This window comes from Pseudovibrio sp. Ad37 (genome assembly GCF_001623075.1).
GTDB lineage: Bacteria > Pseudomonadota > Alphaproteobacteria > Rhizobiales > Stappiaceae > Pseudovibrio.
Genome location: NZ_LMCF01000022.1, coordinates 1 through 18528, shown reverse-complemented (window position 1 = coordinate 18528; position 18528 = coordinate 1). Strand labels below are relative to the sequence as shown.

General features: G+C 53.5%; 19 protein-coding genes. 12 read left to right on the top strand and 7 right to left on the bottom strand.

The window, feature by feature from the left end:
- Positions 1-5 precede the first annotated feature (5 nt).
- The 7 genes from PsAD37_RS05940 to PsAD37_RS05910 all read right to left on the bottom strand — a co-directional run bounded on the left by PsAD37_RS05940 (position 6) and on the right by PsAD37_RS05910 (position 6521).
- On the bottom strand, positions 6-1631 hold the full coding sequence (locus tag PsAD37_RS05940; RefSeq protein WP_063295366.1) for an FAD-binding oxidoreductase: 1626 nt from the start codon (positions 1629-1631) through the stop codon (positions 6-8).
- 115 nt (positions 1632-1746) lie between these two features.
- A complete protein-coding gene (gene pncB, locus PsAD37_RS05935) occupies positions 1747-3039 on the bottom strand; it encodes a nicotinate phosphoribosyltransferase (protein ID WP_063295365.1) in 1293 nt (430 codons plus the stop codon).
- The gene (gene pncA, locus PsAD37_RS05930) at positions 3036-3662 is read right to left on the bottom strand and encodes a bifunctional nicotinamidase/pyrazinamidase (RefSeq protein ID WP_063295364.1); all 627 of its coding nucleotides are present in this window, start codon (positions 3660-3662) and stop codon (positions 3036-3038) included. Before pncA ends, pncB begins: the two co-directional genes overlap by 4 nt.
- 337 nt (positions 3663-3999) lie before the next feature.
- On the bottom strand, positions 4000-5058 hold the full coding sequence (locus tag PsAD37_RS05925) for a YeeE/YedE family protein (RefSeq protein WP_063295363.1): 1059 nt from the start codon (positions 5056-5058) through the stop codon (positions 4000-4002).
- Positions 5059-5096: 38 nt separating this feature from the next.
- Complete coding sequence (locus PsAD37_RS05920; protein WP_063295362.1) at positions 5097-5444, bottom strand: helix-turn-helix transcriptional regulator; 348 nt, start codon at positions 5442-5444, stop codon at positions 5097-5099.
- 146 nt (positions 5445-5590) lie between these two features.
- A complete protein-coding gene (locus tag PsAD37_RS05915; RefSeq protein WP_063287075.1) occupies positions 5591-6097 on the bottom strand; it encodes a heme-binding protein in 507 nt (168 codons plus the stop codon).
- Positions 6098-6161: 64 nt separating this feature from the next.
- A complete protein-coding gene (locus PsAD37_RS05910; RefSeq protein WP_244272491.1) occupies positions 6162-6521 on the bottom strand; it encodes a thioredoxin family protein in 360 nt (119 codons plus the stop codon).
- A 78-nt stretch (positions 6522-6599) separates the two neighbouring features.
- On the opposite strand from PsAD37_RS05910, the gene PsAD37_RS05905 reads away from it, so the two are divergent.
- The 12 genes from PsAD37_RS05905 to istA form a co-directional block, all read left to right on the top strand.
- Entirely contained in the window at positions 6600-7337 is a 738-nt protein-coding gene (locus PsAD37_RS05905) for a cytochrome c biogenesis CcdA family protein (RefSeq protein WP_063295361.1), read from the top strand.
- 64 nt (positions 7338-7401) lie between these two features.
- The gene (locus PsAD37_RS05900) at positions 7402-7974 is read left to right on the top strand and encodes a thioredoxin family protein (RefSeq protein WP_063295360.1); all 573 of its coding nucleotides are present in this window, start codon (positions 7402-7404) and stop codon (positions 7972-7974) included.
- A gap of 128 nt (positions 7975-8102) precedes the next feature.
- A complete protein-coding gene (gene soxX, locus PsAD37_RS05895; protein ID WP_057463823.1) occupies positions 8103-8561 on the top strand; it encodes a sulfur oxidation c-type cytochrome SoxX in 459 nt (152 codons plus the stop codon).
- Positions 8562-8689: 128 nt separating this feature from the next.
- On the top strand, positions 8690-9124 hold the full coding sequence (soxY, locus tag PsAD37_RS05890) for a thiosulfate oxidation carrier protein SoxY (RefSeq protein ID WP_063287072.1): 435 nt from the start codon (positions 8690-8692) through the stop codon (positions 9122-9124).
- A 23-nt stretch (positions 9125-9147) separates the two neighbouring features.
- On the top strand, positions 9148-9477 hold the full coding sequence (gene soxZ, locus PsAD37_RS05885) for a thiosulfate oxidation carrier complex protein SoxZ (RefSeq protein WP_057463825.1): 330 nt from the start codon (positions 9148-9150) through the stop codon (positions 9475-9477).
- 27 nt (positions 9478-9504) lie between these two features.
- A complete protein-coding gene (gene soxA, locus PsAD37_RS05880; RefSeq protein ID WP_063295359.1) occupies positions 9505-10347 on the top strand; it encodes a sulfur oxidation c-type cytochrome SoxA in 843 nt (280 codons plus the stop codon).
- 138 nt (positions 10348-10485) lie between these two features.
- Positions 10486-12168 carry a thiosulfohydrolase SoxB gene (gene soxB / locus PsAD37_RS05875; RefSeq protein ID WP_063295358.1) on the top strand — a complete coding sequence of 561 codons (1683 nt, stop codon included), beginning with the start codon at positions 10486-10488 and terminating at the stop codon, positions 12166-12168.
- A 39-nt stretch (positions 12169-12207) separates the two neighbouring features.
- A complete protein-coding gene (gene soxC / locus PsAD37_RS05870; RefSeq protein WP_063295357.1) occupies positions 12208-13473 on the top strand; it encodes a sulfite dehydrogenase in 1266 nt (421 codons plus the stop codon).
- On the top strand, positions 13457-14518 hold the full coding sequence (locus tag PsAD37_RS05865; protein ID WP_063295356.1) for a c-type cytochrome: 1062 nt from the start codon (positions 13457-13459) through the stop codon (positions 14516-14518). The genes soxC and PsAD37_RS05865 overlap by 17 nt, the downstream gene beginning before the upstream one ends.
- A complete protein-coding gene (locus PsAD37_RS05860) occupies positions 14515-15216 on the top strand; it encodes a c-type cytochrome (protein WP_063295355.1) in 702 nt (233 codons plus the stop codon). Before PsAD37_RS05865 ends, PsAD37_RS05860 begins: the two co-directional genes overlap by 4 nt.
- Before the next feature lie 105 nt (positions 15217-15321).
- Positions 15322-16587: an NAD(P)/FAD-dependent oxidoreductase gene (locus PsAD37_RS05855; RefSeq protein ID WP_063295354.1), complete on the top strand. Its 1266-nt coding sequence runs from the start codon at positions 15322-15324 to the stop codon at positions 16585-16587.
- A gap of 737 nt (positions 16588-17324) precedes the next feature.
- Positions 17325-18528 (top strand): IS21 family transposase (gene istA, locus PsAD37_RS05850; protein ID WP_063295424.1); only part of this gene is annotated, 1204 nt, incomplete at its 3' end.

The following is an 18528-nucleotide window of genomic DNA, read 5'->3' as shown; positions in this document are numbered from 1 at the left end:
GAGAGTTATGCGGGTTCGGTGTTGCCTACGGTTTCCTCGGAGATCAAAACGCCGGGGTTCATGCGCTGGTCAGGATCGAAATTGTGGCTCAGTGCTTTTAAGGCACTCATGCCCAGCGCGCCTTTTTCTGCAGGCAAGTACGGTGCGTGGTCACGCCCGACACCATGCTGGTGGCTGATGGTACCGCCATGGGCAACCACGGTTTCAGATGCGACTTTCTTGATGATTTTCCAGCGTTCCAGCGTCTCTTCGTAGGTGCTGGCAACGGGGAACAGATAGGTGGTGTATGCGCTGGAGCCCTGCGGGTAGACGTGAGACAGATGCGTGAACGCAAACACTGGAATGCCTTGCTCCTTCAGTGCTTTGGTGACGCTCTGTTCAACCACGTTGATGTAGGGGCGCAGGGCTGACCAGTCCATTGCCGTCTCAAAGGTATCGACGCCCACACCATGTTCCCATAATGGGTGGCGCAGGTATGGGCCTTTGAAGCGGTCTTCCTTCCATTTATCGCCCAGCATCTTGGAAAGAACGCGCTTGGCGCCGTGCTGCTTCAGGCAGGTGTTCGCAAGTTTCTGGTTTACGGAGACTTGCTTCTTTGATCCTGTCAGCCCGAATGTGAGCATGCATTTCTGATCGGTCAGTCCCTTGAGTTTGAAGAGCATGTTGAGCTTGGAGAGCTTCTTCTCCGGCACAACCAGCTTCAGGCTCACATCGGTTTCTGTCGCATTGCTCAGGCGCATCATGGAGAGCGGAATGCGGCCCTGCATGATGGCTTGGACAGCAGCAACGCCACTTTCCCAATCCGGCATGAAGACCGTGTAGAACTGCTCGGTTTCAGCCAATGGCGTAACGCGCAGTTTTACTTCAGTCAGGATGCCAAGTGTGCCTTCTGAGCCGAGCACCATCTCGCGCAAATCTGGGCCAGCAGATGATGCAGGAAGACTTGGAATCTTCAATGTGCCTTTGGGCGTTTCCAGCGTACCACCAGCAAAGAGCTGTTCAATGCGGCCATACCGCAGAGATTGCTGACCAGAGGAACGTGTGACGACCCAACCGCCAGCGGTGGAGAGCTCAAAACTTTGCGGGAAGTGACCGAGCGTGTAACCGATGGCCGCCAGTTGAGCTTCTAGATCCGGCCCGCGCACGCCAGCTCCGAAAGTCGCGATCTGACTTTCCTTATCGAAGTCCAGCAAGCGATTCATGCGTGTGAGTGCGATGGTGATCTGCGGTTTCTCACTCGCCGGACACGCCAGATGGCCGACAACGGACGTGCCTCCGCCATACGGGACGAGGATCACATCTTGCTGCGCTGCCCAGTCCATAAGCTCCCGAACTTGCTGGGAGGTTTCCGGGAAAGCGACAGCATCGGGGATGTTCTCAAACATGCCACTGCGCATTTGCAGCCAATCCGAGAAGCTCTGGCCAGATGCATGTCTGATACGTGTTGCGGGCGTTTTATCCAGCAGGGGGTGGTCTGGCGCGCGAGACACTGGAACGCGGTCAATAGCGCTTTGCAAGGTGGCATCAGATAGCGGATGTGTTTCGCCTAAAAGCTCTGCGATCAAGGCCTTAGCAAAATCGGCCAGCTCAGCCTGGTGCGTATCATCGCCCCAACCGTTCCATCTTCTCATCTTTGTCGCTCCCCCACACGTATAAACTGTGCTGCGTGACGCATGCTACACAGAGTTTACGCATAGGGAAACTATGCAAGTGGATTATTTTGAGTGATGACTAAAATACGCTGCGTTACACGATAATCTTCTGGCTCATCTGTTTGCCAACCCCGAAAACGCGCTTGTAGCGTTCAATTTCTTCCCGTGATCCCATAGCCTTATTGGGATTGTCGGAGAGCTTGACCGTTGGTTTGCCGTTTGCAGAAATGGCTTTGCAGACCAGTGAGAACGGAGCTAAGGCATCATCTGGCACCAGCCCGCGGAAGTCGTTGGTAAGCATGGTTCCCCAACCAAAACTACACCGGACGCGGCCATGAAACTTGCGCTGGAGGTGGGCAATCATGTCTTCGTCCAACCCATCAGAGAAGATGACGCGCTTTTGTGTTGGATCCTCTCCGCAGGCTTTCCACCATTTGATTGCTGCTTCTGCGCCTTTGACTGGGTCACCGCTGTCGATGCGGATGCCTGTCCAGGAGGACAACCAACCCGGAGCGCGTTTCAGGAAACCTTCGGTCCCATACGTGTCTGGCAGAATAATACGCAGGTTACCGTCGTGTTCTTCCTGCCAGTCATTCAGCACCTGATACGGGGCCTCGGCAAGTTCCTCGTCACTTTCTGCCAGAGCGGAATAGACCATAGGTAGCTCGTGCGCGTTGGTGCCGATTGCTTCCACTTCGTGGCGCATTGCGATCAGGCAGTTGGATGTGCCGACAAACTTTTTGCCGAGGCCTTCCATCATGGCCTGCACGCACCAGTCCTGCCACAAATAGGAGTGGCGGCGGCGGGTGCCGAAATCTGCCAGTGACAGGTCTTCAACCTTGCGCAGGCATTCGACTTTTTCCCAGAGTTTGGTCATGGCGCGGGCATACAGGACCTGCAGCTCGAACCGGCCCATGTTTTTGAGCACGGCGCGGGAGCGCAGTTCCATCAGTACAGCGAGAGCCGGGACTTCCCAGAGCATCACGGCGGGCCAGTCGCCTTCAAAGGTGAGCTCGTACTGATCGTCGTTGACTTCCAGATGATAGGGCGGCAGGCGCAGGTTTTCGAACCACTCAAGGAACTCGGCGCGGAACATGGACCGCTTGCCGTAGAACATGTTGCCGCGCAGCCATGTGCTTTCCCCGCGAGACAGGGAGAGTGTGCGGATATGGTCCAGCTGATCGCGGAGTTCCTTCTCATCAATGAGCTTTGCCAGCGGAATGTGCTGCGCTCTGTTGATGAGGCTGAAGGTGACCTGCGTGTTCGGCTTTTTCAGAAAGACCGACTGTGCCATGAGCAGCTTGTAGAAGTCGGTGTCGATCAGGGAACGAACAATCGGATCGATTTTCCAATTGTGGTTATAAACGCGGGAAGCAATATCAATCATTGTGCAACCATCTCGCCAGAGAATTTGACGCCGTGGCTTTGCATCTCATTCAAAGCCTCTTTCAGGGATCCGTTCAGGTCAATCGCTCTGCAAGCATCCAGATGCACAATCACGTTGAACCCCAGTTTTGCCGCATCCACAGCTGAGAACCGGACGCAGAAATCTGTCGCAAGACCAACCATGTGCAGGGTATCGACACCGCGCTCGCGCAGGTAAGCCGACAAGCCGGTTGGGGTGGTGTGGTCATTCTCGAAGAACGCGGAGTAGCTGTCGATATGCGGACGGAAGCCTTTGCGCAGAACGAGGTCGGCGCTGTCGGTCTTCAGGTCTTTGTGAAACGCTGCGCCGTTTGTGCCCTGCACGCAATGGTTTGGCCAGAGAACCTGCGGACCATAGGGCATATCGGTCATATCATAATGCTGCTTGGCGTCGTGATTGTCCGCAAAGGATTTATGATGCTGCGGGTGCCAGTCTTGCGTCAACACTTTGACGGAAAACTCGTTTTGCAGCTCGTTGACCAAGGGGACGATCTGCTCACCGTGCTTCACAGCCAGAGCTCCGCCCGAACAGAAATCGTTCTGAATATCAATCATAATCAGAGCTTCGTTTGTCGGTCGTGTCATGGTTGCTTCCTGTTCGCGATGAGTAGTCCTGTTCAAAGCAGCTCGCATTTAAGCTGGACTAGTTGAGCTGCTTTAGTTTTTGCTTTCGCGTATCTTTTTTCCGAAAACCGGCATCCACTTTTCGGAGATACGCGGTATTTTTCGCAGAGCAAAATGCGAGGACGTTTAGATACACCGAAGTGGCCAGCGCGAAATATTGCGATAATCTCCGCCAAACTCAAGCAAAATATGCGGGATTAATCAGCAACCAGAGGTAAAATCTATAATTTAGGCAATGTGTGTCTTGGCCGCCTTACTCCAAGGGCATCTTTATGCACAAGTCATTGCGGGTACTCCGTCAGGATGACTGCTTCCAGAAGGCGAACTGAAAGCCGACAACGAGTTGACGAAGGCCTATAGCGGCTCCGGCGATGATGGAGAGCATGACTACAGGCGCGCTGATTGCGAGTGTCGAGAAGGCTGATATGCCCTGCCCGATGGTGCAGCCCAAAGCAATCACGCCACCAGTGCCCATCAAAAAACCTCCGAGGATCTGTCGTCTGAGTTCGCGCGGGTCGTCACAGGCTTCCCATCTGAAATGGCCTTTTATGAGTGAACCAAGAAACGCCCCGCTGAGGACGCCGATGACTGAGCCGACGGCAAAAGACAGGCCGCCACCAGATGCGGTCATGAGATACATAAGGGTATCACCCACCGGAACTGTGAAGGAATGGCTGGCCACTGCAACTTCCTCAAAGCTTTCTTCAAAGAGATAGCTGGTTGCAACCCAACCGAGGAGGATCGCGACAGCGACAGCCAGTGAGGCAATAATAGCTTTGGGACTTTGGCGGAACTCTTTGTTGCTGACAGCGAAAAGGCTAATGGCTCCGGCAATAACCAGGGCGATTGTCAGTTCGGAAAGCTCCAGTCGTTGGGCAAGAGCGTGCGCGATGCCTGTTGAGCTTACCTCTGAGAGTTCGGTCGGGAACAGGAACACACGCAGGTAGGCTGTTGGGCCACCCGCGGCCATGGCCGCTGAAATGGCGATCACCAGGGAGAGCACGAAGTACCGCATATCTCCGCCACCTAAGCGTGCCAACGCACCGAAACCGCAGGATCCAGCCATTGCCATGCCATAGCCAAACATCAAGCCGCCGACGATGCAGGCGAGCGGGTTCCAGCTTTGGGTGAGGTAAATGGTTTGGTCCAGCGCGATCAGGTCAAGGTGAGCCAGCAGAAACGTCGATGCGATGGAGATGGCAATGGCGAAGGCCCACATGCGCATGCGCAGCCACTCTTTGCCATAAAGAGCATCTTCAATCGCGCCAAGTGTGCAGAAGCGGCCAAGGCGTGCAGCAAGGCCAAGCAAAACACCACCCGCAAGGCCTGCGAGTGCCGCCAGAATATCCTCGGACATTTGATCCCTCCCAAGACCAAAACGCCGGAGCTTAAATATTACTTATCGCTGTTTCCTTCGGTGCAGAACAACTCGAAAATCAGGTCCAGAACCCGAGCTGCCCGTTCGTCCTTGAGGCTGTAATAGACTGCCTTACCGTCCCTTCGGCAATTTACCAGACCATCCAAGCGCAAACGTGCAAGTTGCTGACTGACCGCAGACTGACGAGACGACAGAAGCTGCTCCAGCTCTGTTACTGACTTTTCGCCCGTAACGAGATGACACAGGATCATCAATCGGCCTTCGTGTGTCAATGCTTTCAGGAAATCAGTTGCATCCTTAGCATGGCCAACCATGCGTTCGATGTCTTCTTCTTTCATCCCACGTTCAATCATGGGTATAGCCATTAAACCAAATCCTGCAGACCATTTGGAACGGAGTGAGCAAGGTCAGTTAAAGTTGAATAAATTACAGCTGACCTTACAGCACACCTTTGAAGTGGTGGCATACGCTGAATGCAATCATTTTTCAACCATTGCACCGCGAATACCTTTTAGAAGTCCAGCAAATCCGAGATTTCCTCTAGGCCACTTTGGGCACATTCCTCATCAACTTTTGGAGAGGGCGCACCGGAGACACCAATTCCACCAACAATTGCACCTGCAGATTCGACTGGGAGGCCACCACCCAGTGCCACAGCACCCGGGATGTCACGCAGACCTGCCGACAGATTTCCTGCCTTGATCTCCTGCTGAATTTCCAGTGTAGAGCCACGGAAACTGACGGCTGTCCATGCTTTTCCGCGTGCTGTGTCGACTGTATGAACGCCAGCATAACGATCCCTGATTGCTGCTTGTGTCTGGCCGAAGCGATCGACGACAACAGCAGAGATCTGATAGCCACCTTCGCGGCAAGCTTCCATGGTGGCAACAGCGAGCTTCATGGCGATTTCCGGCTTCAAAGATTTGAAGCTGACAAAGGCGGACTCATCTTCTGCCTGCGCAACGCTGAAGCCTGCGGACATTGCAAGCAATGCCGCCCCTGTGATGAATGATTTCATGGAGTTCTCCCAATTGAATTATGCCCCGGACTGACCGGGAAAGATGAATTTCTTTTCAATATTATTATTGAGCTGACTGAAGCATCTGGTTCAGGGCGGGGTAGAAGAAACCTTCTCCCGGGTAACCTTCAATCCGCTGGACTTCGGCGCCGTCAATTAAAAGGATGAAGGTTGGCGTAAACCGTGCCTTTCCTTTCAGGGTCACGTTTTTGGGAATCGGATCATCAATATCCATCCGCATCAAAGGAGCTTTTTGCCCCTCCTCTGTTTTGCCGTAGGCTCCACCAATTTCCTCTTCCCAGCGTTCGCACCAAGGGCAGATTTCGTCCTCGACCAGAAGCAATTTCATGGTCGAACCGGCCGCCTGGGCACTGCTGAAAAGAAGGGCGAAAATGACAAATGAGATCCAACCAAAAGTGCTCATGATATCCACGATTGACATTTTAAAAACTATGATATCTAAATATTCTAATAATAGAATGTGTTTTTAGCAAGTGCCCATATGTATCCAGATCTAACTATCATTGCGGCGGGGAGCGCGGGGTTACTCTCGTTCCTTTCGCCTTGTATTTTACCGATTGTGCCGTTCTACCTTTGCTACATTGCAGGCATTGGAATGAATGAGCTTTCCGGTGACGGGGTCACCCCTGCCATCCAGCGACGTGTTGTTTTTACATCGTTTTTCTTTGCTGCCGGTATTCTCACAATCTTTGTTGGCCTTGGCGCGACAGCAACGGTCTTCGGCCAGTTGCTGCGAGACTGGTTTGACGTGCTGCGTTACATGGCTGCTGCTGTCATCTTTGTTCTTGGCCTGCATTTTGTCGGCATCATCCGGCTCAATCTGCTGCTGAGAGAAGCCCGGCTCGACAGCTCTTCGGCCCCAGCTGGAATCATTGGCGCTTACTTTGTGGGACTGGCTTTCGCCTTTGGCTGGACCCCCTGTGTTGGTCCTGTTCTGGCAACTATCCTATTCACGGCAGGTGCCAGTGATGATGTTTCTCAGGGTATGTTGCTGCTGTTTGCGTATGGGGTCGGCATGACGCTACCGTTCATTCTGGCAGCTGTTTTTTCAAAGCCATTCCTGAGTTTCATGGGCCGTTTTCGGAAGTACCTTGGTGCCATCGAAAAAGGCATGGGCGTTCTTTTGATTATTTTCGCGGTGTTGATTGGGACGAACACCGTTTCCTGGATTGCAGAGCAAATGATTGAGTATGCGCCAGGACTGACATCTTTAAGCTGAGGCGTATCCATCTCTTGAAAACCATTGAGGGGTTCTCGGGAGTGGTGCGTTATGGGAGGGATCGATGCTTAAAAAATTAATGCTTGCTGCAGCGATGATTTTCGCCAGCATTACACTGAGCTTTGCTGAGGTTGGAGAGGACGGTCTCCACAAACAGCCTTGGCTTCGCTTAACCTTCAAAGACCTTAGAGAGGACCTTGCTGCTGCCAATGAAGAAGGCAAACGCATGGTTATTCTCTTTGAGCAACGCGGCTGCATTTATTGCTCACGCTTGCATAAGAATGTCTTCAGCGATCCAGAGGTTCGCAAATTCATTGAAGACAACTACTTCGTGGTTCAGATGAACCTGTTTGGCGATGAAGAGGTGACGGACTTCGACGGGGAAGTTCAAACCGAGAAGAACATCGCACGTCGCTGGGGCGTTGTGTTCACCCCCACCTTCCTGTTCCTGCCTGAAGAGGTTGGGACTGGCAAAACAGCAGGGACTGCCTCTGTGCAGACCATGCCTGGTTCATTTGGAAAATGGACCACCCTCAACATGCTCCGCTGGGTCAAACAGAAGGGCTATGAGGGCGAAGAACATTTTCAAAAATTTCATGCACGTGAATTTTTGAAACAAAAAGCAGCCTCAGAATAGCGTTTTCACTCAACTGTTTAGACTAAGGTCGATATATTAACATATTCAATTATGTGAATTTTAAGTTGAGTGTTTCTACGTATCTGAGTAGCATAAAAATATTGAATCGCTGTAATTGGGAGGGAGCAATGAAGGCGATTGCCAAAACTATAGCGGCTGCAACGCTGCTAATTTCAGGAAGTGCCGTTGCCGGAGTTGTTGCTCCAGGTGACGTTCAATTTGTCGAGGCGGCTGTGCCGGTGTCTTTGACCGGTGCGGTTGGTGACCCAGCCAAAGGACGGGAATGGTTCGCCAACCGGAAACTGGGAAACTGCCTTGCCTGTCACGCGAATGATGATCTTGCTGAAGAGCAGTTCCACGGAGAGATAGGTCCATACCTTGAGGGTATCGGAGACACCTATACCGAAGCGGAATTGCGGGCGATTGTTGTCAACTCGAAGGAAGTCTTCGGGGAAGCGACCATTATGCCTGCCTTCTACAAGAGCGAAGGTTTGAACCGCGTGGCAAAGAAGTTTGCGGGAAAGACCATTCTTTCAGCAGAACAAGTTGAAGACATCGTCGCTTATCTGGCGACTTTGAAAGAATAGGCGCGTTTGCCTTGAGCGTGCTGCGTTGCTGACCGGTTACGCAGCACGCTCAGAATTATTGCTTAAGCGTATTTTCCCAAAGAGTGCTCAGCGCCTGTTGGGGAGATACGCTCCAAGGAGGATTTTTAATGACTGTTACCAGACGTGAAGCGCTTGGTTTGGCAGTGGGAGGCGCAGCCGCTCTGACGACACTGCGTTTTACCGCGCCGGCGTTTGCAGCGGGCAATGCTGTTGAAGATGCAATTGTGGAGTTCACTGGCGGCGCAAAGCCGGGAAGCGGTGACATTACCATTGGTGCGCCAGAGATTGCTGAAAACGGGAACACTGTTCCGATTGAAGTGTCTGCGCCGGGTGCAGCCTCCATCATGCTGCTTGCAGCAGGCAACCCGAGCCCAGGTGTTGCGACATTCCATTTCAGCGCTCTTTCCGGTGCTCAGGAAGCCAAGACCCGTATTCGCCTTGCAAAAACGCAGGACATTGTCGCCATTGCAAAGATGCCGGACGGGTCCGCCATCATGACAAAGCGTAGTGTCAAGGTCACCATCGGTGGCTGTGGCGGTTAATCAGAAAAGGCATTGAGAAATACATGGCAAAGGTAAAACCACGCGTCAAAGTGCCTAAAAAGGCAAGCGTAAACGAGGTCGTGACCATCAAGACACTGATCTCGCACCCAATGGAATCTGGTCAGCGCAAGGACAAGAAAACCGGCGAGACCATTCCACGCAAGATCATCAATAAGTTTGCTGCCAGCTTCAATGGCGAGCCCGTGTTCATGGCAGATATTGAACCTTCTGTTTCTGCGAACCCTTACATCGAGTTTCAGATGCGGATTCCAGAGTCTGGTGCGGTTCGGTTTGAATGGACGGATGATGACGGCTCCGTCTACGACATGGAAAAGAAAATCACGGTCGCCTAGGCAGCCATTCTTTGGGAGGAGAAGGGTATGAAAAGGACGGTTTCAATACTCGCTGGGGGGCTTCTTTTCGGCACACTTAGCACTGCTGCGCTTGCAGATGACGGACGCGAACTTGTCATCGACGGCGAAACAATTGCAACCACTGCTGTTCCGGCGGATGACCATCCACTGGACGAGCTGATTTCAGGTTGGCGTTTTCGCTCTGCTGAAACTCAGGCACTGCAAATGGATGATTTCGAGAATCCAGCATTTGTGGCCATTGAGTATGCTGAGGAAATTTGGGAAACGCCCGCCGGAAAATCCAATCAGTCCTGCGCGGATTGTCATGGAGATGCGAATAACTTTACCGGTTTGCGGACCAAGTTGCCGCGCTGGAATGACGAGATGGGCAAGCCTGCCACCATGGAAATGCTGATCAATGCGTCCATCGAGACGCATCAGGGAGCAGAGCCGTGGAAATGGGAAAGCGCCGAGATGTTGGCCATGACGGCTCTGATCGGTTTGCAATCCCGCGGCATGCCGGTTGCCATGAAGACTGACGGGCCGATTGCGGACTGGGTCAAGAAGGGTGAGGAGCTTTACTACACCCGTGTTGGCCTGCTGAATATGGCCTGTGCCAACTGCCACGAAGACAATTACGGCAACATGATCCGTGCTGACCATTTGAGTCAGGGACAGATCAACGGGTTCCCGGTGTATCGTCTGAAGTGGGGCGGACTTGGGTCCATTCATCGCCGGTTTAAAGGCTGTATGGATCAGGTGCGGGCTGAGCCTTACAAGCGCGGAAGTGATGAGTTCATTGCTCTGGAAGCTTATGTAACATCTCGCGGGATGGGACTTTCAGTCGAGACCCCATCTGTTCGTAACTAGGCGCATTCCACTTGATTGAGAAATCAAGTGATAAGAATTCGCTCATGCTAAATAGTGATTTTGGAGGTTGCTCACTTACAGCAACCTCCTGATCTAAAACAATTTTCGAAATTCTAATAACCTACGGAGGGTGCGGAGATGATCTCGCGCCGTGATTTCTTGCAGGCTGGTGTCGCTGCAGCCGCTATTTTTGGGGCTGGTAGTTTTCCAGTGCTGGCCGCGCGTCAGGCCCTGACACAGAACCAACTTCTGGACTTCAAAACCACCGGCAATGTGACCATCATCCACTTTACGGATTGTCATGCGCAGGTGAAGCCTGTCTGGTTCCGTGAACCCTCCGTGAATATTGGTGTGGGTGCCCAAAAGGGATTGCTGCCGCACATCACTGGTCAGGACCTGCTGAAGGCGTTCAACTACCAGACCGGAACGCCGGAAGCCTATGCCCTCACCTCTGAGGATTTTGTCTCACTTGCACGCAGCTACGGCAAGATGGGCGGGTTGGACCGGGTGTCGACTATCGTGAAATCGATCCGGGCAGAACGTCCAGATGCTCTGTTCCTTGATGGTGGTGATACATGGCATGGGTCCATGACAGCCACGAAGACCCAAGGCCAGGACATGGTCAACCTGATGAATGCCTTGAGCCCCGATGCGATGACCTCGCACTGGGAGTTCACCTACGGCATTGACCGGGTGAACGAGATTGTTGAGGAACTGCCCTTCCCGTTTTTGGGCGCCAACATCTTTGACAATGAATGGGACGAACCAGCGTTTGAACCCTACAAGATTTTCGAGCGCGGCGGTGCCAAAGTTGCTGTGATCGGGCAGGCCTTCCCCTATATGCCAATCGCCAATCCGGGCTGGATGTTCCCGAACCTTTCCTTCGGCATCCGCGAAGCACGTATTCAGGAAATGGTTGCGGAAGTGAAGCAGGAAGGCGCTGATGTTGTCGTTCTGCTCAGCCACAATGGCTTTGACGTGGACCGCAAGGTTGCGCAGCAGGTTACCGGCATTGACGTGATCCTGAGCGGCCACACTCATGATGCGGTGCCGGAGCCGGTGAAGGTCGGTGAGACCATGATCATCGCATCTGGCTCCAACGGTAAGTTTGTGTCTCGTCTGGATCTTGACGTCGACAAGAACGGCATCAAAGACTTCACTTACAAGCTGATCCCGGTGTTTGCCGATGTGATTGCTCCCGACCCTGAGATGGCAGCTCTGATAAAGAAAGAGCGCGCGCCGTTCAAGGAGGAGCTGGAAGAAGTCATCGGCACAACCGACAGCCTGCTTTACCGCCGTGGCAACTTCAACGGTACGTGGGATGACCTGATCTGTCAGGCGCTGATTGAGGAGCGGGAAGCAGACATTGCGCTGTCTCCGGGCTTCCGCTGGGGACCATCCCTGCTGCCGGGTGACAACATCACCCGCGAAGACATCCACAATGCCACCAGCATGACCTACCCAAATGCCTACCGCTCTGAGATGACCGGGCAATACCTGCATGAAATTCTGGAGGATGTGGCCGACAACCTGTTCAACCCAGACCCTTACTACCAGCAGGGTGGTGACATGGTTCGCGTGGGTGGCATGGGTTACTCCATCGACGTTTCCAAGCCGGTGGGTGAACGCGTGACCAACATGACGCTGCTGAAAACCGGCGAGACCATTGATCCTGCCAAGACCTATGTGGTTTCGGGCTGGGCCTCTGTTGGAGAGGACACCGAGGGGCCTGAGATCTGGCAAGTGGTTGAAGATTACATAAGCCGTAAAGGCACCATCACAATGGACCCCAATTCTACCGTTCGCGTTACAGGCGTGTGAGGCGAACCCTGACAGATTTTGAGATGACGAGTAATTGACATGAGTGAAAGACTAAAGTCACCTACCCGCCGAAACCTCCTGAAAGGCGGGGCCTTACTGAGTGGAGCTGCCTTGACTGGCGCTGCACTTCCAGCTCGGGCGAATGACCCTGCCATCACCAATCTGCAGCCGTGGATGCAGGAGCTGGGAGACGGTGTTGATGCCATGCCTTATGGCGTGCCCTCGCAATATGAGGCGCATGTGAAACGGCGCACTGTGGAATGGCTGACGGCTGACCGCGTGAGTTCCATCAACTTTACGCCGCTGCATGAACTGGACGGCATCATCACGCCGAACGGCCTGTGCTTTGAGCGTCACCATGGCGGGGCGGCTCATATTGACCCTGCCCAGCATCGCCTGATGATCAACGGTCTGGTGGACAAAGAACTTGTGTTCACCATGGAAGACATCCTTCGGTTTCCGCGAGAGAACCGGATCTACTTTCTGGAATGTGCCGCTAACTCCGGCATGGAGTGGCGCGGGGCACAGCTCAATGGCTGTCAGTTCACCCATGGCATGATCCATAACGTGATGTACACCGGCGTTCCGCTTTGGCTTTTACTGGAAGAAGCCGGGCTGAAGACCAACGCCAAGTGGTTGATGCCGGAAGGTGCCGATGCCTCAGCCATGACCCGCTCCATTCCCCTGCAGAAGGCTTTGGATGATTGCCTTGTTGCCTTCAAGATGAACGGTGAAGCTCTACGCCCTGAGCAAGGCTATCCGCTGCGTCTGGTGGTTCCAGGCTGGGAAGGCAACATGTGGATCAAGTGGCTGCGCCGCATCGAGGTGGGTGATGAGCCGTGGCACCACAGGGAAGAGACTTCAAAGTACACCGACCTGATGGAGAATGGGAAAGCTCGTCGCTTTACCTGGGAAATGGACTGTAAGTCGATCATCACCAATCCAAGCCCGCAGGCCCCTATCCTGCATAAGAGCGGTCATACGGTCCTGACTGGTCTGGCATGGTCTGGCCGCGGCACTATTCCGCGCGTGGACATCACGCTGGACGGCGGTAAGAACTGGCATGCTGCCCGTATGGATGGCCTGAGTTTCGACAAGTCCATGCACCGCTTCTACTTCGAGTTTGACTGGGATGGAAAACCGTTACTGCTGCAATCTCGCGCACACGATTCCACGGGCTACGTACAGCCAACAAAAGATGAGCTTCGCGCTGTTCGCGGCGAAAACTCCATCTACCACAACAACGGAATCCACACCTGGTACGTTGACGAAAATGGTGAGGCGGAAAATGTTGAAATTTCTTAGTGTTCTTGCGACTGGAACGTTACTACTTACCAGCGCGGCGACAGCCGGTTCTTTCAATATTGGCCGCGCAGCCACCCCTGCTGAAGTTGCCGCATGGAATATTGATGTGCGCCCTGATGGACAGGGACTGCCTGCCGGACGCGGAAACGTGGAGCAAGGCGAAGAGATTTTTGCTGAGCGCTGCGCCGTGTGCCACGGAGACTTCGCGGAGGGTGTAGATCGTTGGCCGGTTCTTTCTGGTGGGGATGGAACACTGACTTCCGCACGCCCGGTTAAGACCATCGGCTCTTACTGGCCGTATCTTTCAACCGTGTTTGACTATGTGAACCGTGCCATGCCATTTGGCGAGGCTCAGTCTTTGAAGCCAGATGAAGTCTACGCCATCACGGCCTTCCTGCTTTATGCCAATGATCTTGTTGAGGATGACTTTGAGCTGAGCCAGGAGAATTTCACCTCCGTTCGCCTGCCAAATGAAGACGGCTTTTACATGGATGACCGCGAAGAGTCGCCGGTCTTCAAAAAGCGCGATGTCTGCATGAAAGATTGTAAAGCGGACGTGAAGATCACCGCACGGGCTCAGGTTCTGGATGTGACACCGGAAGAGACGAAAGCAGCTGAGGAAGCAGCAGTTACAACTGAAAAGCCCGAGGCCGAAGTTGTGACTGCGGCTGAACCAGCGCCTGCTGCAGAGACTGCTCCAATGCCGGAACCCGTTGCTCTTGATGATGCACTCATTAAGAAAGGCGCCAAGGTTTTCAAAAAGTGTAAGGCCTGCCATCAAGTGGGTGAGAAGGCCAAGAACAAGGTTGGTCCGATCCTGAATGATATTATCGGCCAGCAGGCGGCTGTGGTTTCCGGCTTCAAATACTCAAAGGCCCTTAAAAAGCTTAATGGTGATGGCCTTGTCTGGTCTGACGAAAATCTGGATGTCTTCCTGACCAAGCCGAAAAAGTTTGTGAAGGGCACCAAGATGACATTCGCTGGCCTCAAGAAGGAAAAAGACCGCATTGCCCTTATCGAATTCCTGAAGAGCCACTCCCAATGAGAGCACTGATACCTGCCCTCGTCCTCGCGTTTGGCTTCCTGTCAGGGGCAACTTCGGTTGCCTCTGCTCAGGATATTGCGCGTGGGGAACGCTTGTTCAATGCTTGTTTGCGATGCCATGACGTTGGCAAGGACGCAAAGAACCGCATTGGCCCTCACCTGAATGGTGTGTTTGACCGGAAGGCTGCAACCATTGAAGGTGCGACATACTCAAAGGCCATGAAGCGTGCTGGTGCTGATGGTCTGCGCTGGACAATCGACACGCTGAACATTTACATTCAGAACCCTAAGAACCTCGTCTCCGGTACACGCATGAACTACCGGGGAATGAGAAAGGAGAAGGATCGCTCTGATCTGCTCGCTTACCTGCGCCAGTTTTCCGTGAGTCCTGCCAATATTCCAGAGGCTTCTGCCAGCCTGTTACAACAGGATGCGCCAAGCCTTCACGAGGAGACTTATCTGGATGGAGATGCTGAGTATGGCGAATATCTTTCTGGCGAATGTACCAGTTGCCATCAATCCAGCGGAGCGGACAAAGGGATCCCTTCCATCACAGGTTGGCCGCAACCAGACTTTGTGATTGCACTGCGGGCCTACAAAAAGGGACATCGGCCTCATCCTGTGATGCAGATGATCGCCAAACGGCTCTCGGAGGAGGAGATTGCTGCGCTGGCGGCTTATTTTAAAGAATTGCATTAGAGCGAGGCCTTTTGGGCAGGCGTCGCTCAAAAAATTGTTTTCACGCGTATTTCTATCAAAACCGGAGATACTTCCGGGCATACGCTTTAGGGGAGGAATTGACATATGAGACTGAACCGACGTCGTTTTTTAGGGACTGCAGCTGCAAGTGCGGCTCTCTTGTCCTCTCCTATCGCTCTGGGGCAAAAGCGGCCCCGTGTGGTCATCATTGGCGGTGGTGCTGGCGGGGCAACCGCTGCCCGCTACCTTGCCAAAGATTCCGACGGTGCTATTGAGGTGATCCTCATTGAACCCTCTCGCACTTACTACACATGCTTCTTCTCCAACCTGGCCATTGGCGGTTTCCAGCCTATGTCCAAGCTGGCACACTCCTACGGTACATTGGCCAGCGACTATGGCGTAACCGTCGTGCATGACTGGGCCTCTGCCGTAGACCGCGAGAAAAAGGTGGTCCGGCTCGCAGGCGGCGACACCATTTCCTATGATCGCCTTGTCCTGTCTCCGGGTATCGACTTTGTAAAAGGGGCTATTGAAGGCTGGGATGTAACGGCCCAAACCAAGATGCCTCATGCCTATAAGGCTGGCACGCAGACCCAGCTGCTCAAGGCGCAGGTTGAGGCCATGCCGGAAGGTGGCACCTTTGCGATGGTCGCTCCACCTAACCCGTACCGCTGTCCTCCCGGCCCCTATGAGCGCATCTCCATGGTTGCCCATGTGTTGAAACAGCGGAACCCGACTGCCAAGATCCTCATTCTTGATCCAAAAGAGAAGTTCTCCAAGCAAGGCCTGTTCATGGAAGGCTGGGAGAACCATTATGCAGGCATGGTGGACTGGCTAACGGACGAGTTCACCGGAGGTGTTCAGCGTGTTGACCCGAACACCATGGAAATTGTGTTGGAAGACGAGACCATCAAAGCAGATGTTGTGAACGTGATCCCAGCCATGCAGGCTGGCAGCATTGCCCAGCAAGCTGGTTTGACCAACGAGGCAGGTTGGTGTCCGATCGTTCCGGCAACGTTGCAGAGCCGTATGGATGAAAACATTCATGTGCTTGGTGATGCGACCCAGAACGGCGACATGCCGAAGTCCGGCTATTCTGCCAACAGTCAGGCCAAAGCTGCGGCCATGGCAATCCGTCACGCCCTCACCGGCTCACGGGCGTTCAAACCACGGTTCTCCAACACCTGCTGGTCGCTGATCTCACCAGACAACGGCGTGAAGGTTGGTGCAAGCTATGTTGCCACGGATGAGAAGATCGCCAAAGTGGACGGCTTCATCTCCCAAAACAACGAGGACGACGCCCTGCGCAAGCAAACCTACGAGGAAAGCCTCGGCTGGTACGCTGGCATGACTGCGGACATGTTTGGGTAAGGGATTGAGTTGCGGAGTGCGCAGCGGGTTTGAGGTGATGCTGAGAGGACTGCTGAGCACCTTGTTGGTGGTGGCAGAACTGGGCTGAAGTGAATTGAACACCTGCTTATGTGTGGGACGCTTGATTTGGCTGGTTCCTCAGAGCTGCGGGCACGTACCTGCTGGCTTATGAGAGCTGAAGATTCACGGAGCGGCATGGCTCTCTTGCTGGGTTTGGAAGGATAGCCACAGCAGTTATCTCGAACACGTATCAGGAAGGTGCCATGCTATCACCGTACATGTGAGGAGTTCACAAGCTAGCAGGATTGGGTTGGGTTGTTGTTAACTGACTGCATTTGAGACCCGATGAGCTCAAATCACTTATCCCCGGCCTGCATTCCAGAGCATTTCATCGACCTCATCTGAGATAGGGAGGATAGATTAATTCTATCCCCTTTTCGTGGCCTCAGTGTAGAGCAGATGCTAGCTGGAGTTATCCTACAGAACGCGGTCTATCGTTGACGTGTTACCAGAGCTACTTTCGCGAGCTGTATAGACATAGCAACGCAGTCCCAACGCTAATAACGCAAACGAACGCACGATTGCTGTCAGTGCTGGATGTATTTTCCCCATTTGTGCTGCTTGAAAATTCCCCACTTTCGCAGCTTTGACTTTTGATTGAAGGGGCATGCCCCTTCAATCAAAAGTTGGCCAAACTCTCCCTCACGTTCCGATTGGAAAAAGGGGTGCGGAAGGGGGTGGTCAATCTCGGGAAGATCGTAATGATCCATAATTTGAAGCAGCAAGGCTTGTCTATAAGTGCCATAGCGCGCAAAGCGAGCCTGAATAGAAAGACAGTCGCTAAATATCTGCACCAAGGCCTTGAAGCCCCTGTTTACGGACCTCGTCAACGTGATGGGCGTATGCTGGAGGAGTACAAAGACTACTTGCTCGAACGCCTGGAGCGGTTCCCTGGCCTGTCTGCCCGGCGCTTACACCGTGAGGTAAAGGCCCTGGGATTTGAAGGCGGTTACTCCACTGTAACTGAGTATCTTCGCGAGCTTCGCCCAGCTCCGGCACGCCCGTTCGAACAGCGCTTTGAGACAGCACCCGGCCAACAGGCACAGGTGGAGTTCACCTGTGAACCGGGCGTGACGCGCAAAGTCTTTTTGTTTTCTATTGTCCTTGGTAATTCTCGGTTTGTGTGGGGACGCTATTGTTCCAATCAAAAACTGGAAATGGTCCTGCGCTGTCATATTGCAGCCTTTGAAGCTTTCAGCGGTGCCACACTGGAGGTGCTGTATGATCGCATGAAGACAGCCGTACTGGGAGAGGATCCAGATGGCACTGTTCGCTTTAATCCATCTCTTGTCGCTCTTTTGGATCATTATGGCGCTCAGCCGGATGCTTGCCAGCCATACCGGGCAAAAACCAAAGGCAAGGTCGAGCGCCCATTTCGCTACATCCGTCAGGATTTCTTTCTTGCTCGCACATTCCGCGATCTGGATGATCTCAATGCCCAGTTCACCGAATGGTGTGAGGGCTTTGCCAATGCCCGCGTTCATGCCACCACCAATCGTGTCGTGCAGGAGGCTTTCAGTGAGGAACAGCCTGCTCTGATCCCTTTGCCAGCACACCCTTATGATGCTGTTTTGCTGGTGGAACGATGCGTGACACATGAAGGCATGGTCTCAGTTGCAGGGAACCTTTATTCAGTGCCGGATACCGTCAAGAAGCGCAGGGTTGAAGTCCAGCATCACCCTCAAGAGGTTCGCATCTATGAAGAGGGTCAACTTGTTGCCACCCACCTGGTATTGGAAGGCAAGAACCAGCGCCAGGTTGACCCACGTCATCGTAAAGCCCTTCCACGGACAACACAGCGCCGCCGTGGCGGGAAAGAACCAGCCAAACACAGCGGTGTAAGTCAACGCCCACTGGAGTTCTATGAAGCCGTAGGCCAGC